13 protein-coding genes and 1 tRNA gene are annotated in these 14,899 nt (G+C 64.1%); 5 read left to right on the forward strand and 9 right to left on the reverse strand.

The window, feature by feature from the left end; translation table 11 throughout:
• The first annotated feature begins 1 nt into the window (after position 1).
• Positions 2–241: a BrnA antitoxin family protein gene (locus tag ACUXVA_RS20900; RefSeq protein WP_445487882.1), complete on the forward strand. Its 240-nt coding sequence runs from the start codon at positions 2–4 to the stop codon at positions 239–241.
• 6 nt (positions 242–247) lie between these two features.
• Here ACUXVA_RS20900 and ACUXVA_RS20905 read toward each other — a convergent pair whose 3' ends face one another.
• From ACUXVA_RS20905 to ACUXVA_RS20935, 7 genes are all read right to left on the reverse strand, one after another.
• Positions 248–1,126, reverse strand: coding sequence for a DMT family transporter (locus tag ACUXVA_RS20905; protein ID WP_445487884.1), 879 nt, complete (start codon positions 1,124–1,126; stop codon positions 248–250).
• Positions 1,127–1,327: 201 nt separating this feature from the next.
• A complete protein-coding gene (locus ACUXVA_RS20910) occupies positions 1,328–1,825 on the reverse strand; it encodes a hypothetical protein (RefSeq protein ID WP_265078614.1) in 498 nt (165 codons plus the stop codon).
• 25 nt (positions 1,826–1,850) lie between these two features.
• The gene (locus tag ACUXVA_RS20915; protein ID WP_445487887.1) at positions 1,851–2,210 is read right to left on the reverse strand and encodes a hypothetical protein; all 360 of its coding nucleotides are present in this window, start codon (positions 2,208–2,210) and stop codon (positions 1,851–1,853) included.
• Between the two features lie 162 nt (positions 2,211–2,372).
• On the reverse strand, positions 2,373–2,960 hold the full coding sequence (locus ACUXVA_RS20920) for a formyltransferase family protein (RefSeq protein ID WP_265078613.1): 588 nt from the start codon (positions 2,958–2,960) through the stop codon (positions 2,373–2,375).
• 65 nt (positions 2,961–3,025) lie between these two features.
• Positions 3,026–3,101, reverse strand: a tRNA-Lys gene (locus ACUXVA_RS20925).
• Positions 3,102–3,252: 151 nt separating this feature from the next.
• Positions 3,253–5,952, reverse strand: a complete 2,700-nt coding sequence (locus tag ACUXVA_RS20930) for a glycosyltransferase (RefSeq protein ID WP_265078612.1) — start codon at positions 5,950–5,952, stop codon at positions 3,253–3,255.
• Between the two features lie 187 nt (positions 5,953–6,139).
• On the reverse strand, positions 6,140–6,709 hold the full coding sequence (locus ACUXVA_RS20935; RefSeq protein ID WP_265083727.1) for a beta-1-3, beta-1-6-glucan biosynthesis protein: 570 nt from the start codon (positions 6,707–6,709) through the stop codon (positions 6,140–6,142).
• A gap of 347 nt (positions 6,710–7,056) precedes the next feature.
• On the opposite strand from ACUXVA_RS20935, the gene ACUXVA_RS20940 reads away from it, so the two are divergent.
• On the forward strand, positions 7,057–8,628 hold the full coding sequence (locus tag ACUXVA_RS20940; protein WP_445493323.1) for a glycoside hydrolase family 17 protein: 1,572 nt from the start codon (positions 7,057–7,059) through the stop codon (positions 8,626–8,628).
• Here the strand turns inward: ACUXVA_RS20940 and ACUXVA_RS20945 are convergent.
• Both ACUXVA_RS20945 and ACUXVA_RS20950 read right to left on the reverse strand, forming a co-directional pair.
• Positions 8,588–8,968: a hypothetical protein gene (locus tag ACUXVA_RS20945; protein ID WP_265078611.1), complete on the reverse strand. Its 381-nt coding sequence runs from the start codon at positions 8,966–8,968 to the stop codon at positions 8,588–8,590. The genes ACUXVA_RS20940 and ACUXVA_RS20945 overlap by 41 nt on opposite strands.
• A gap of 125 nt (positions 8,969–9,093) precedes the next feature.
• Positions 9,094–10,362 (reverse strand): hypothetical protein, encoded by a 1,269-nt coding sequence (locus ACUXVA_RS20950; RefSeq protein ID WP_445487890.1) that lies wholly within the window; start codon positions 10,360–10,362, stop codon positions 9,094–9,096.
• A 185-nt stretch (positions 10,363–10,547) separates the two neighbouring features.
• On the opposite strand from ACUXVA_RS20950, the gene glmU reads away from it, so the two are divergent.
• The 3 genes from glmU to ACUXVA_RS20965 all read left to right on the forward strand — a co-directional run bounded on the left by glmU (position 10,548) and on the right by ACUXVA_RS20965 (position 14,747).
• Positions 10,548–11,897: a bifunctional UDP-N-acetylglucosamine diphosphorylase/glucosamine-1-phosphate N-acetyltransferase GlmU gene (gene glmU, locus ACUXVA_RS20955; protein WP_445487892.1), complete on the forward strand. Its 1,350-nt coding sequence runs from the start codon at positions 10,548–10,550 to the stop codon at positions 11,895–11,897.
• Positions 11,898–12,346: 449 nt separating this feature from the next.
• Entirely contained in the window at positions 12,347–14,173 is a 1,827-nt protein-coding gene (gene glmS, locus ACUXVA_RS20960) for a glutamine--fructose-6-phosphate transaminase (isomerizing) (protein ID WP_445487894.1), read from the forward strand.
• A gap of 88 nt (positions 14,174–14,261) precedes the next feature.
• Positions 14,262–14,747 (forward strand): RidA family protein, encoded by a 486-nt coding sequence (locus ACUXVA_RS20965; RefSeq protein ID WP_445493324.1) that lies wholly within the window; start codon positions 14,262–14,264, stop codon positions 14,745–14,747.
• Positions 14,748–14,899: the final 152 nt, after the last annotated feature.

The following is a 14,899-nucleotide window of genomic DNA, read 5'->3' on the forward strand; positions in this document are numbered from 1 at the left end:
TATGTCACAGCCGCCGCGGCGTCCCCGCACACTCCACGACGCCCGCACCGAAGCCGAGGCCGCTTTCAAGCAGACCACCACCAAGGTGCCGGAGTTGCCCGAGAAGAAGCCGGCACTGCCGGGCGTCCGCGAGTTGGTGTCGTTGCGAATCGACCAGGACGTGCTGGAGCATTTCCAGGAGGGCGGTCCGGGCTGGCAGGACCGCATCAACGCCGCACTGCGCAAGGCCGCGGGCATGTGACCATGGTCAGGACGGCACGGGGGCGCGGAGCGGGGCCGGGCCCTTCAGGTTGAGCATGTTGCCGGCAAGGATGAGGGCGGCGCCGAGCGCGGTGTAGACGTCGATCTGCTCGGCATACAGCAGCCAGCCAATGATTGCGCTGAGCGGCACGCGCAGGAAGTCCATCGGCACCACCACAGTGGCATCGGCATAGAGCAGCGCCCGCGCCATGCAGAAGTGCGAGAACGTGCCGCAGAACGCGACCATCACCAGCCAGATCCATACTTGGGCCGTGGGCCATTGCCACAGGTAGATCGCGGGAATTAGTCCGGCAGCGCTCTGGACCACGATCATCCAGAAGATGATCCTGAGGCTACTTTCGGTTCGCGTCAGCGACTTGATGAGGATGATCGAAATTCCGAAGCCCAGGGCGGCCGCCAGTGCGATCACCTGGCCCGGATTGACGGTGGCGACAGCCGGTCGGACGATCACCAGCACGCCGATGAGGCCGAGCACGATCGCCACGATCTTCCAGACCGTCATGCGCTCGCCGAGAAAGAATGCGGCCATGATGGCGATCCAGATCGGCATGGTGAACTCGATCGACACCAACTGGCTCAGGGGAATCAGCGTGAGCCCATAGAACCAGCCGAGTTGCGCCAGATAGTGCACCAGGTTGCGCGCGACATGCGCCAGCGGCCGCGTGGTTTTCATGGCTGACAGGCCGCCGTTGAGCTGCACGATCGGCCACAGCATCAGCAGCCCGAGCACCGAGCGTACTTCCATCACCTGGAATACGTTGAGTTCGCGCAGGCTTTCGCGTCCGGCGACCGCGACGATCAGCATCAGCGACAGCCAGCCGCCCATCCACATCGCGGCTTTCGATTTCGAAGGTTCGCGGGTCATGTTGGACAGTTGATACTCGGCATTCGCGCTGCTGACTGCAGTAGCGGCAAGGCATATAGGGCCGCGTTGTATCGGTGACATCATCCGGCTTTGCAACGTGCAATTCTGCCGGGCAGCACTGCCCTCGTACCGCTGCAGCGCAAAAAAACCGGCCGCTCAGGTGAGCGGCCGGCGATGCGCGAGATAGCAAATGAGAAAGTTCTAGCTGCGCGACAGAGCGATGTTGGCACCCTTGAATGCGCCTTCCGAACTGATCGCCACGTTCTGCTTGTTGCCATTTGTGGTCATCGTCAGCGTCGCGGTGAAGGCGGGCGCGGAAACGATGACGTTGAACTTGCCATTGCCGGCGCGACCTTGCAGCGTTCCGCTGACGTTGCGCGTGGTTTCGGCCCAGGTTCCCGACAGTGTTCCGCCCTTGGCAAGCACGTCGCTCTTGAGCTCGAACTTGTAGCTGTCGCTGGCGCAGAGCAGGCTCTGGTTGAGCCCGGTGCCTTCGCTGCTCACCGCATAGGTCGCCTTGCACCGAATCCGCTCCTTGGAACCATCCTCCAGCGAAATGCTGCCGCTGCCGGACCAGACGCCCGCCATGCCGGCGAACGGTGCGGATTCCGCGCCGATCGCGGATGCCGAGGCGCCCATGGCTGCGCAAACAACAGCGGCGCGAGCGAGCAGTCGTGGAGAGACGAGAAAAGTGGTCATGCGCGAGTTCCCGTTGTGATGAAGGTTATTGGCGTGAGGCTTCCCATCGGCCGCTGCAGGGCACGCCGCCGGACGCGCCGCTCCATTTGCCGGAGCCGCTGTTGCCGCTGAGCTGGCCGTTCGCATAGGCGGCGCCGATCGACACCCGCACGGCGCCCTCGCGGCCGACCTTGCCGGATACGTCTGCGCCAGGCGCGGTCACCTTGCCGTCGGAGACGGTCAGGGGGTAACGCGCAGTCGGCTCGCAGCTGCCTGTCTTGGTGACGATGGTGACGTTCCACAGGCCGTCATACGTTGATTCAGCCAATGCCGGGGCGACGGACACGGCCGTGGCGCCCAAAATGATGGACATGCAAAAAATGTTGCGGATGCGGTTGTGACGCATGAATCAGATCCCCGATTTTATGATGGGCGTCTTATTCAGGGATATTGTGTTCAAATATTGCTGCACCGCGGCAATCTTGCCCTAAACGTCCCGCAATGAAACGAGCACGCCGGGCAATGGTTCCCCTTCAAGGGAAAATTGTGGGGAATTCAGTGGCTTGGCTCAGGCCAGCTTGGGCGCCTTGGTGGCAAACTGCTCGTCCTGCGGGGTCGCGGGAAGGCTGCTGTGGGCGATGGCATGGTCGATGACTTCAGCCAGCAGTTTCTGTCCGAGGGGCGCCAGCGCGCGTTCCCACAATTCGCGGGCGGTCTCGCCCTTCTTGACGAAGCACCATTCCTGCAGGGCGATGGCGCCAGCGTCCATATGGTCGGCGAGGTGGTAGATGGTGCCGCCGGCGATCGGGTCGCCCTCGCGGATGGTCCATTCCACCGCGGCGATGCCGCGGTGACGCGGCAGCAGCGACGGGTGGTAGCCGATGCCGCCCAGTCGGGAGGCGGCCAGCGCGTCCTTGCCGATGCGGGCGTGGCTGTGCGCGGTGACGATCAGGTCGGTGTCGGGGGCGATCTCGGAGGCCACCACCAGCTTCGGATCGGCCTGCACGGTCACTTCGATGCCGGCTGCACGCGCAGCTGCCGCCAAACGGTCCTCGGCGTCGGCGACGACCACCCGGGCGATCTCGACGTCATGGGTCCGCAGCATCTCCAGGGTGATGACGCCGAAATGACGGGAGCCGACGAGGGTAATGCGCATGAGTAAAAGTGTCCGTGTCTTGTGACGTCCGAGGCGGCCCCGTGGGTCTGTCTGGGCGGGCAGTGTGGTGATCGCGGTGGGACTCGAACCCACGACCATTCGATTAAAAGTCGAATGCTCTACCAGCCGAGCTACGCGATCTAAGCCCCCAAACGGCTCGCTCGAATGCAGCTTTCGCCACCGTCCGAGCGACGCCCCACGTGACGCGCTGTGTAGGGGGCGGGTCCGCGCGGGTCAATAGCGCGACCGGCCTGCGCTGCGGCCGTGCACAATTGACGGCGGGCAGGCCGGCCTAGCTGGCGTCCCGATGGACCTCCGAGGCCGCCGGCTGCGCGACAGTCGCTGCGGTCGGCATCGCCACCGGGCGCAGGCCGATCAGTTCCGCGGTCCGCACTGTGGTGGAACGCCAGAACGCAAAGTCGTTGGCGCGCGAGTTCTCGAGGATGGCGATCGCAACCGCCGACAGGAATGGCAGGCTTTGCAGCACCAGCACGGCGGCGAACACGTAGATCTCGTGCACCTGCTTGAAGCTGTTGGAAACGATCAGAAGTGCCGCGCCAGCCAGCAGCAGCACGCCGAGCACCGCTTCCCAGAACGCCTGGAACTCGATGGACATGCTGGATTTGCCGCCCTTCGAGGTGACCGCAAAGGGCAGATGCTCGGTAATCAACCCGTTGGCTACCGCGCGCGACACCGTCCACTGTACCGACATCGCGGCGATCATGGCGCCGAGCATCTGCCAGGTCTTCACGTGCACGCGCAGGCGGTACAGCGTGAGGAAATGGGCCAGCGACACCACGAAGGCGGCGATGATCGGGATCGTCAGGATCTTGTCGGGGATGGCGATGTCGGCGAACACGACGATCGGCACCCAGATCAGGTTCAGCATGGCCACCACCACACCGAGGCTCTCGGCGCCGAGCCAGTTCAGCCAGCCAAGGCCGAATTCGCGCTTCTGGTCCTGGGTCAGCCGGCTGGCGCCGGGCATGAACAGCCGCCAGTGCTTCTTGATGATCTGGAAGCCGCCATAGGCCCAGCGGTGGCGCTGCTTCTTGAACGCTTCGTAGGTGTCCGGCAGCAGGCCGTAGCCGTAGCGCTTGTTGGTGTAGTGGGTCAGCCAGCCGTGTTCCATGATGGCGAGACCGAGATCGCTGTCCTCGCAGATGGTGTCGCCGGCCCAGCCGCCCACCATGTCCATGGCGGCACGGCGGATGAGGCACATGGTGCCGTGAACGATGATGGCGTTGGCCTCGTTGCGCTGGACCATGCCGATGTCGAAGAAGCCGGCATATTCGCCGTTCATGATGTAGTGCATCAGCGAACGGTCGCCGTCGCGATGGTCCTGCGGCGCCTGCACCAGCCCGACGTTGGGATCGTTGAAGGCCGGCACCAGATCCTTCAGCCAGTCCGGCTCGACCACATAGTCGGCATCGATGATGCCGATGATTTCCGCGTCGACCGCAGTCCGCGCCATGGCGATGCGGAGGGCGCCGGCCTTGAATCCTTCGACCTTCTCGGCATTGATGAAGATGAAGCGCTCGCCCAGCGTGCGGCAATAGTCCTGGATCGGCTGCCAGAAGGCCGGGTCCGGTGTGTTGTTGATGATCACCACACATTCGAAATTCGGGTAATCAAGCCGCGCCACCGCGTCGAGCGTCTGTTTCAGCATATCCGGCTGTTCGCGATAGGCCGGGATGTGGATCGAAACCTTGGGGAACGTGCCGCCGGCCGGAATCGCCTGCACCGAGGTCTGCTCGGGCGTCAGCAGTCGACGGGGCGCGCGACCGAAGGCTATCGCGGCGATCTCCTCGATCCGCGCCATCGCGATCAGGATCAGCGGCACCAGCAGGATCAGGCCCAGCGTCAGCGCAAAGGCCGAGCCCCAGACGAAATAATGGCCCTGCTGATAGGCAAAGATGGTCGCGACCCAGGCGCCGACGCCGTTGGCGGCCACGGACAGCAGCAGCGCCTGCATCGCGGTGGGCGCGACCAGTTGCAGGATCGGCAGCGACAACAGGACGCCGACCAGCACGGCAATGAGAGCAAGCTTCCAGTAATCCTGGTTGACCACCGGACCGGCCCAGGCAAATTTCGGCTCGCGCGCCGCGTTCAGAATGCCCCAGTACGGGCCGACGCCGCCTTCGAAGAACTTCCAGGGCTGATCGATGGCCTCGACGATATTGTATTCCATGCCGACCGCTTCGGCGCGCGCGACGAAATTGCGCAGCACAACAGCTTGCTGGAACGGGCCAGGAACGGCGTTGCGCAGATTGTAGCCCGCGCTCGGCCAGCCGAACTCGGCGATCACGATACGCTTGCCGGGAAGCGCCTCGCGCAACAAGCCGTAAATATACATCGCCTGATCGACGGCCTGGGTATCCTTGAAGTTCTCCCAATAGGGCAGGATATGCGCGGCAATGAAATCGACGGAGGAGGCGAGCGTCGCCTTGCCGTCAGGTGTTTCCGCGAGATTGTCGCGCCAGATGTTCCAGATCTCGCCCGTCGTCACGGGGACATTCACCTGCCGCTTCACGCGGCGGATGTATTCGATCAGGTCGTCGGCCTTGAGTTCGCCGCGATAGATCGTTTCGTTGCCGACCACGATGGCGATGACGTTGGAATTGCGCTTGGCCAGGTCGACGGCCGCGGCGATTTCGCGTTCGTTGCGGTCGACGTTCTTGTCGATCCAGGCGCCGACGGTGACCTTGAGGCCGAATTCGTTGGCGATCGCCGGCACCATTTCGACGCCGCCCGTCGACGAATAGAGGCGAATGGCGCGCGTCATCGTCGCGAGCTTCTTCAGGTCCGCGCGTATCTTCTCGGCGCTGGGAATATTGTCGATATCGGGATGTGCCGTGCCGTCGAACGGGGCGTAGGAGACGCTGGGGAGCATGCCCTTGAAGTCCGGCGCTTCCTGCTTGTCCTGCAAGATGCCCCAAAGGGCGGCATGAGCGGCAGTCACGAACAACAGAACGGCGACGACGGCGCGCATCGCGGAAAAACCATAACGGGGCGAGGCGTGGCCGGTCAGCGGACCCGTCCCCTAGGTCCGACCAGTAAGACGGCAGCAAAAGAATATCGCTACCACCAGAATTAACAACTCGTATGACGCCGTGGCGTTTTAAGGGCGCCAAATATCCAAACCGCGAATATTTGCCGGCGTTCCGGCAGGCGGCGACTTATTTCGCGGGTTCTGCGGGAGGCGCCGGGGTCGCGGGCGCCGCCGGAGTCGCAGCGCCGGCAGCGGGCGGAGTCGCGGGCTGGGTGACGGCAGCGGTCTGCGGCTGTGCGTTGGGATTGATCCAGCAGGCGTGGACACGGCCATTCAGACTATCGGGCACTTTCGGATCCAGCGCACCGAATCGCACCAGGCAACGGAACGTGGCCTGGACGTGCCCGCCGGGGCAGCCGAAGCGATCGTACAGATCGAGGTGGCGAAATGCAGTGTCGAGATCGTCGCGCCACATCAGCACGACGACACGGCGACCGAGCCATACGCATTCCGGGTTGCCGGCCGGACCGTTGATCGCGGTGGACGCCTCAACGAACTCGTCGGTCTTCTTCTGGCTTTCCTTGGCGACGTCGGCGGGAGTGGCCGGCGCATTCGCGGCGGGCTTTTGGGCCTGATCCTGGGCGCGCAGCGCGCCGCTCTGGGCTATCGCGCCGCCGAGGCCAAGCAGCAACGCAAATCCCGGGATGGCAACACAACGCAGAACCGCATTTTGGAACCCGACCAGCACTCGACGCATAAAGTCCCCGATTTGTTGTCTGCCACGGTCGCTCCGACGCCCTGTCAGATGCCGCCAAAATAGGTCCCCAATACGGCGGAGACACTCCAGAATGCCATGACGGACATTTGAGATTTTGTCCAGCAATGCCGCAACGGGATTGCCCTTTTGGTAAAGCGAACGGCGACAGTTTGCCGCGTCCGGAGCGAATTGGCGAGGCCGCGCGCGTTGTTCCTGTTTGTTCGAGAGATCTACGGCCGATCTACTCTTGGCAGATCGGCGGCGACGGGCTAATCGACGGGGCTTCCTGGAGGACGGAACCCATTTCCTACCGCACGCCGCTGGCGCTTCTCCTAATATCCCTGAGCATGATCGCAGCGGTTTGGTGGTGGCTCGCCACGCCGGTGTCGCTGGTGCGCGCGCCGATCGATCCGGCGGCCAAGCTGGAATGCGTGTCCTATGCGCCGTTCCGCGGCGACCAAACCCCGCTGATCCCGTCGACCCAGATTTCGGCCGGGCAGATTGCACAGGATCTGGCCCGGCTGGCCAAGATCTCCAAATGCGTGCGCACCTATTCTGTCGACAACGGTCTCGACCAGGTGCCGGAACTGGCAGGCAAGGTCGGGCTCAAGGTGATCCAGGGCATCTGGCTCGGCAGCAATCGGCTCAAGAACCTCGCGCAGATCGCCACCGTTGTTAATTTGACCAAGGAATACCCCGGCGTGATCAGTGCTGTGGTGGTCGGTAACGAGGTGCTGCTGCGCGGCGAGATGACCGCGGCCGATTTGGAGGCGACAATTCGCTCTGTGAAGTCGCAGGTCCAGGTTCCCGTGACCTATGCTGACGTCTGGGAATACTGGCTGCGCAACCGTGAGATCTATAACGCGGTCGATTTCGTCACCATCCACATCCTGCCTTACTGGGAGGATTTTCCGATACGCGCGAGGAACGCCGCGGCGCATGTCGATTCGATCCGCAAGCGGGTGGCCGTGGCATTCCCTGCCAAGGAGATCCTGATCGGCGAGACCGGCTGGCCGAGCGCGGGCCGGATGCGCGATGGCGCATTGCCGTCACGCGCCAACCAGGCCCGGGTGGTCTCGGAAATTCTCGATCTGGCGAAGCGCGAGAACTTTCGCGTCAATCTCATCGAGGCCTATGACCAGCCGTGGAAGCGACAGCTCGAGGGCACCGTCGGCGGCTATTGGGGGCTGATCGATGCCGACCAGCGGGCGGAGAAATATCCGGCCGGTGTTCCGATCACCAATTATCCTGCCTGGAAGCTGCAGATGGGCGCCGGCCTCGGGCTGAGTGCGCTGGTGTTTGCGGTGGGGATGCTGACGCTGCGGCGCCGGCCCTGGCCGCCGCGCTTCGTCTCGTGGCTGACGGTGGCTATTTCAGCAACCGCCGCCGGCATCCTGCTGGGGGTCGCCATCGACAAGATGCTCTATGAGAGCTTTGGGCTCGGCGTCTGGATGCGTTGGGGCGGTTTGCTGGCCGCGGGTATCGCCTCGCCGCTGCTCTGCGCCTACGCGACCATGTCCGGCCGCTCGTTGCCGACATTCCTCGAACTGCTTGGTCCGCGCCCTGGCCGGACCCATTCGTGGTCGACGGTGCTGCTGGGGGTGACGCTGCTGGTGACCACGCTGATCGCGGCAGAGACCGCGCTCGGCTTCGTATTCGACCCGCGCTACCGGGATTTCCCTTTCGCGGCGCTGACCATGGCGGTGGTGCCGTTCGCCGGCCTGATGCTGGTGAACCGGCCGCAGCTCGGCCTGCGTCCGATTGCAGAATCGGTGTTCGCCGGGCTTCTGGTCGTCTCGGTGCTGTATATCGGCTTCAACGAAGGGCCGGACAACTGGCAGTCGCTGTGGACCTGCGCGATCTATCTGCTGTTCGGCGTTACGCTGTGGCGGGCGCGGGCCGCGCAAATCCCAGAATGAGCAGCCCGATCGCAACGCCGGAAAGTCCGATGTTGTAGAGCACGATGCCGAAGCCGGCGGCAACCAGGCCGCCGGTCATCAGCACGATCGACGGCCGGATGACATGCAGCACCGCGATCGCCAGTGCGACGATGCCGAACACCGAATTCTTGAACAGGTAGGTCACAAGCAGCCGCGTCTTGCACAGCATGGTGGGCAGTCCGGCGTCGCAGGCCAGTGCCACGGTGGAGAACTCCACCGCGAGATAGCGCAGATACAGCGCATAGCCGACGCTGCAGAAGCCCACGATGAGCAGCCACTGGACCTGGCGGGCGGTCAACCGAAACGGATCTTTTTTCATGGGCCAGTTATGGTTCGTATCCGGTGAGGAGACAAGTGATCGCGCGGGAATTGTCCGGCCCGATCTTCAATCTCGATGATAGGTTCTGACCTCAAGTCGTTGCGAAATTTGGCTTCTTTTGCGTGCTAGTTGAGGCCAAGAATTGAGGTCAGCGACGATTGCGGCTTCGGCGGCGGCGCCGGTTCTTCGACGGGCTTGGCCGCCGGCGGCAGCGCGCTGCGCTGCTCCGGTTTGGCGCTGCCGCGGTGACGCTGCGTCGGCGCGGCCGGCCGGGCGGCGGTTGCCGCAGGCGGCGTTGCCAGAGGCGGGCTCTCGTTCTTGAGCGCCAGGCGCTGGCCGTCGAACACCGAGGTATCGCAGCCGCGCCCGCTTTCGCTCATGACGGCGCACAGTTTGGCTGCCGCCGCCGCGTCGCCGAGCGGACCTGCCACCAGCCGCAGCCGCATGCCGTAACCGTTGGTGCGTTCCTTCACCATGATGACCGGCCGCAGGCCGGCGAGCGCCTTGTGGGAGGCGACAAGGCCGCGCCACAGCGCGCGCAGGCCGTCGACGGAATTGGCGCTGCCGAGGTCGACGCCGAATTCGGTGCGTTGAACGGGAACAGCAGGCAACTCGGCTTTGACCGCTGCAGTCTCGGGTGCGATCGCCGACGTGGTCTCGGCCATAGGCTCAGCGGCAGGCGGCGCGGCCGGCTCGCTGAGTTTGGTCGCGGCCGGATCCGGCGGCGCCATCATGGATCTCGCCGTCATCAAAGGTCCCGACATTGCGGGCAGCGCAGACGCCGCCACCAGCGACGGCGATGGCCTCGGCGCAGCCGGCTCGGCAGTGGCGGGGGCTGCGGTCGGAACGACTGCCGCCTGTTTGGCGGCAGGTTCCGCGACTTGCTTGGCCGGTGGTTCGGCAGGCGTCGCCGCCAGGACCGGGCCGATCAGTGGCGCCGCCGATGCCTGCGGGGCCGGCGGCTCCGCGACAGGCGACGGGGCGGGCGCCGCCGGGGCCGCAGCCTGGCGCTTGATCGAGCCTGTGACCGACTCCAGACCCTGCTCGACCGAGGTGACACGCGTGTACAGCCGGTCACGGTCCTGGTTAAGGGTTTCGATGGCGGCGGACAGTCGCCGCGCTTCGGCCTGGGTTTGCGCGGCGACCGACTGGATCTGCTCCGATTGCCGGCTCAGCAGATCGGCGGAGGCAATATGCTCGCGGCGCTGCTGCACCGATGACTGGCTGGCAAGAACCGCGACGACCACGGCACCCAGCGCGCCGACACCCCACAGGCCCAGACGCAATTTGGCACGCCGGTCGAAGCCATGCTCTTCAGCCAGAAAACTGGTGAGCCAGCCGCCGCCGGGCTCTGCCGAAAATCTGTCGGCCCACTGGTTGCGATCATCTGCCATTCGACGTCTGTGGCCCCCCGAGGCCGTCCGAATCATTGGCAAACATTACCAGCAAACCGCGCGCGAACTCATCTCCGGGTTGATGCGGATACCGCGAAACGGATTTCCACTTCAGGACAAAACCCACTATGAGGGCGGCGGCGCCATGCGAGCCGAGCCTGGGCGCCGCAACAACGGGGATTCGGATGACCGGCAGGACCAGCCTCACTATCGTGCTCGCGGCCGGCGAGGGGACGCGGATGCGCTCGTCGCTGCCGAAGGTGCTGCACCAGGTGGCCGGACAATCGTTGCTGGCCCATGTGCTCGCCGCCGCACCGCGCGGGGCCGGCGCTTCGCTGGCAGTCGTGGTCGGACCGGATCACCAGGCAGTGGCCGACGAGGCGGTGCGGGCGAGGTCCGACGCATCGACCTTCATCCAGCGCGAGCGGCTGGGTACCGCGCATGCCGTGCTGGCGGCGCGCGACGCCATTGCGGCGGGTGCCGACGATCTGCTGGTGGCGTTCGGCGACACGCCTTTGATTTCGGCGGCGACCTTCGAGCGGCTGCGCGCGCCGCTGCAGGCCGGCGCGGCACTGGCGGTGCTCGGCTTTCGTGCTGCCGATCCGACCGGCTACGGCCGGCTGCTGGTCGAGGGCCACCAGCTGGTGGCGATCCGCGAGCATGCCGATGCCACGGCAGCGGAGCGGGCCATCGACCTCTGCAATGCCGGCGTGATGGCGTTCGACGGCAAGACCGCGCTGAAGGTCATCGAGGCCATCGGCAAGGCCAACAGCAAGGGCGAATATTACCTGACCGATGCGGTCGAGGTGGTGCGTTCGCTTGGCCTCAAGGCCGCCGTGATCGAGACCGGCGAGGATGAAGTGCGCGGCATCAATACCAAGGCCCAGCTCGCGCAGGCCGAAGCGATCATGCAGACGCGGCTGCGCAACGCAGCGCTCGAGGCCGGCGTGACCCTGATTGCGCCCGAGACGGTCCATCTTGCCGCCGACACCAGCTTCGGCCAGAACGTCACGATCGAGCCTTTCGTGGTGATCGGCCCCGGCGTCAGCATCGCTGACGACGCAGTGATCCATGCATTTTCCCATGTGGTGCAGGCGGCGATCGGCAGGAATGCTTCGATCGGCCCCTATGCGCGGCTGCGCCCGGGCACCTCGGTGGGCGAGGGCGCGCGGATCGGCAATTTTGTCGAGACCAAGGCCGCCATTCTCGAAGCCGGCGTCAAGGTCAATCACCTCACTTATATCGGCGACACCCATATCGGCGCCGGCGCCAATATCGGGGCTGGCACCATCACCTGCAACTATGACGGCTTCAACAAGCACAAGACCACGATCGGCGCCGGGGCCTTCGTCGGCTCGAATTCATCGCTGGTGGCGCCGGTCAGGATCGGGGCGGGCGCCTATATCGGTTCGGGATCGGTCATCACCCGCGACGTGCCCGACGACGCGCTGGCGGTGGAGCGCAGCCCCCTGATCACGAAGGACGGCTGGGCGAACCGTTTCCGCGACATCAAAATGCGCGACAAGAAGAAGTAGCAGGCCCCACGGATCCGGCGGGATCGGCGTCAGTCGTCATTGCGGGTCAGAATGCCACGGGTGATCCGGAAACCGGCGGGCCTTTTGTAGTCCTCGTCCCGTTCCCGGTCTGCGACATACCTGATCAAAGCCGGCTTTTCCGCACCCAGCCGGAATGGCGGCGGCCAGTGAGCGAGTCGGGATGGCGCCCCCGGTTTCACCCTGTCGCGCGTCAGACAGCTCCAGTCAGTGGTTTTGGTCGGTCGCATGTCGGTCATGGACTCCCTTTGCGTGATGCTTCAGCAAAACCGTTGATGGTTTGTTAAACCCGTCGCCGAAAAAGGCAGGCGGTTACGGCTAAATCTGTCTCAATCGGCAATAATTATTGAGTAACAGAATGTCCGCGATTGTGGCTAAGAGGTTCCATCGTCGTCGTCGACTGTTTTCCCCAGCCGGAGTTATTGACCCGCATGTGCGGCATTGTTGGAATCCTGGGACGCGGTCCCGTTGCGGATCAGATCGTCGATTCGCTGAAGCGCCTTGAATATCGCGGCTATGATTCCGCCGGTGTCGCAACGCTGGAAGGCGACCACCTGGAACGCCGGCGAGCCGAAGGCAAGCTGAAGAACCTCGAAGCCGCGCTCGGCAAGTCGCCGCTGGCCGGCCACATCGGCATCGGCCACACCCGCTGGGCCACCCACGGCAAGCCGACCGTGGCCAACGCGCATCCGCATGCTGCTGGCGGCGTCGCGGTAGTTCACAACGGCATCATCGAGAATTTCCGCGAGTTGCGCATCCAGCTGGAGGCGCAGGGCGCCAGTTTCGCCAGCGAGACCGATACCGAGGTCGTTGCCCATCTGGTCAATTCGTACATCCTGCAGGGGATGTCGCCTCCCGACGCCGTCAAGGCGTCGCTGCCGCAGTTGCGCGGCGCGTTCGCGCTGGCGTTCCTGTTCAAGGATCATCCGAACCTGCTGATCGGCGCGCGAAAGGGCTCGCCGCTGGCGGTCGGCTATGGCGATGGCGAAATGTATCTTGGCTCCGATGCCATCGCGCTAGCGCCGTTCACCGACGATATCAGCTATCTCGAGGACGGCGACTGGGTGGTGCTGAACCGCAAGGGCGCTGTGGTGCACGATGAGCATGGCGCGGTCGTCAAGCGCGACGTGCTGAAGTCAGGCGCGTCGTCCTTCATGGTCGACAAGGCCAACTACCGCCACTTCATGGCCAAGGAAATCCACGAGCAGCCGGAAGTGGTCGGCCACACGCTGGCCCGCTATGTCGACATGGCCAGCGAACGGGTTCTGCTGCCGACGACGCTGCCGTTCGATTTCAAGGACATCCAGCGCATCTCGATCACCGCCTGCGGCACTGCCAGCTATGCCGGCTACGTGGCCAAGTACTGGTTCGAGCGGCTCGGCCGGGTGCCGGTCGAGCTCGATGTCGCCTCCGAATTCCGCTACCGCGAAGCGCCGGTCCGCAAGGGTGACCTGGCGATCTTCATCTCGCAGTCCGGCGAGACCGCCGACACCCTGGCGGCGTTGCGCTACGCCAAGGAGCAGGGCATGCACACCCTGTCGGTGGTCAACGTGGCGACCTCGACCATCGCCCGCGAAAGCGAGACGGTGATGCCGACGCTGGCCGGGCCTGAAATCGGTGTTGCCTCGACCAAGGCGTTCACCTGTCGGCCGATGGTGCTGGCCGCATTGGCTGTCGCCGCCGGCAAGGCGCGCGGCGAATTGTCGGATCAAGACGAGGCCAAACTGGTGCATGCGCTGGTGGAGGTCCCGCGGCTGATGGCCGAGGCGCTGACCACCGAGCCGCAGATCGAGAAGCTCGCGCGCGACATCGCCAAGTGCAAGGATGTGCTCTATCTCGGCCGCGGCACCTCCTATCCGCTGGCGCTGGAAGGCGCGCTGAAGCTGAAGGAAATCTCCTACATTCACGCGGAAGGCTACGCGGCCGGCGAGCTCAAGCATGGGCCGATCGCGCTGATCGACGAGAACATGCCGGTGGTGGTGATCGCGCCGTTCGATCTGGTGTTCGAGAAGACCGTATCCAACATGCAGGAGGTCGCCGCGCGCGGCGGCAAGATCATCCTGATGACCGACGCCAAGGGCGCGGAGGAGGCCACCGTCGATTCGCTGGTGACCATCGTGATGCCCGACATGGCCGCGACCTTCACGCCGCTGGTCTACGCCATTCCCGTGCAGCTGCTGGCCTATCATACGGCTGTGATCATGGGTACCGACGTCGATCAGCCGCGCAACCTGGCCAAGTCGGTGACCGTGGAATAGGCACTCCACGGATATATGGTTTCAGGAAGACTTGAATTGTGTGCATCGTCAGACTGGTTTAGTGCACCGGTGAAAATCAGTGCTGACGATGGAATACAAGAAAATGAGCAGAGAAGACCGCTTCCGACAAATTGCCGTTGAACTCGGCTATGATTTCGGCGGTGAGATCAAGGTGGGTGGAAACTACTCGCCGTTGGTCGTGCACGAGAATGTCACTTATATCAGCGGACAGATCCCGCGGGTCGGCGATACCGTCGTTATTCAGGGCGCCGTTGGCAAGGATGTTTCGCTGTCGCAGGGACAGTTGGCAGCAAAGATCTGCATCATGAGAGCTGTGGCTCTTCTGCTCGCGCGATTTGGGGCGCTGGATAACGTCAAACGAATCCTGTCCATCAATGTTTATGTCCAGTCGGCGGGCGGCTTCACCCAGCAGAGTGAGGTCTCCGATGGCGCATCGGAAGTTCTCTATGCGATCTTCGGAGAGGACGGCGTTCACGCCAGAACCTCGGTCGGGGTCTTTCAACTTCCCAAGAATGCTCCCGTTGAAATCAGTCTTGTGGTGGCGACGCACTGACGGACGTTTCCCAGCCAACTGAGGCGTGCCGAACAACCGGTCTTCCATGTGCCGGTTCCGCCGGAGGTCGAATTGGCGGTAGTGGTCAGCTGGCCCGACTGGCCAGGCTCTCGCTTCCTTCAAACGGCCGTTAAATGGGCTGATCGGGCGTC

The sequence above is a fragment of the Rhodopseudomonas sp. RCAM05734 genome (assembly GCF_052658035.1).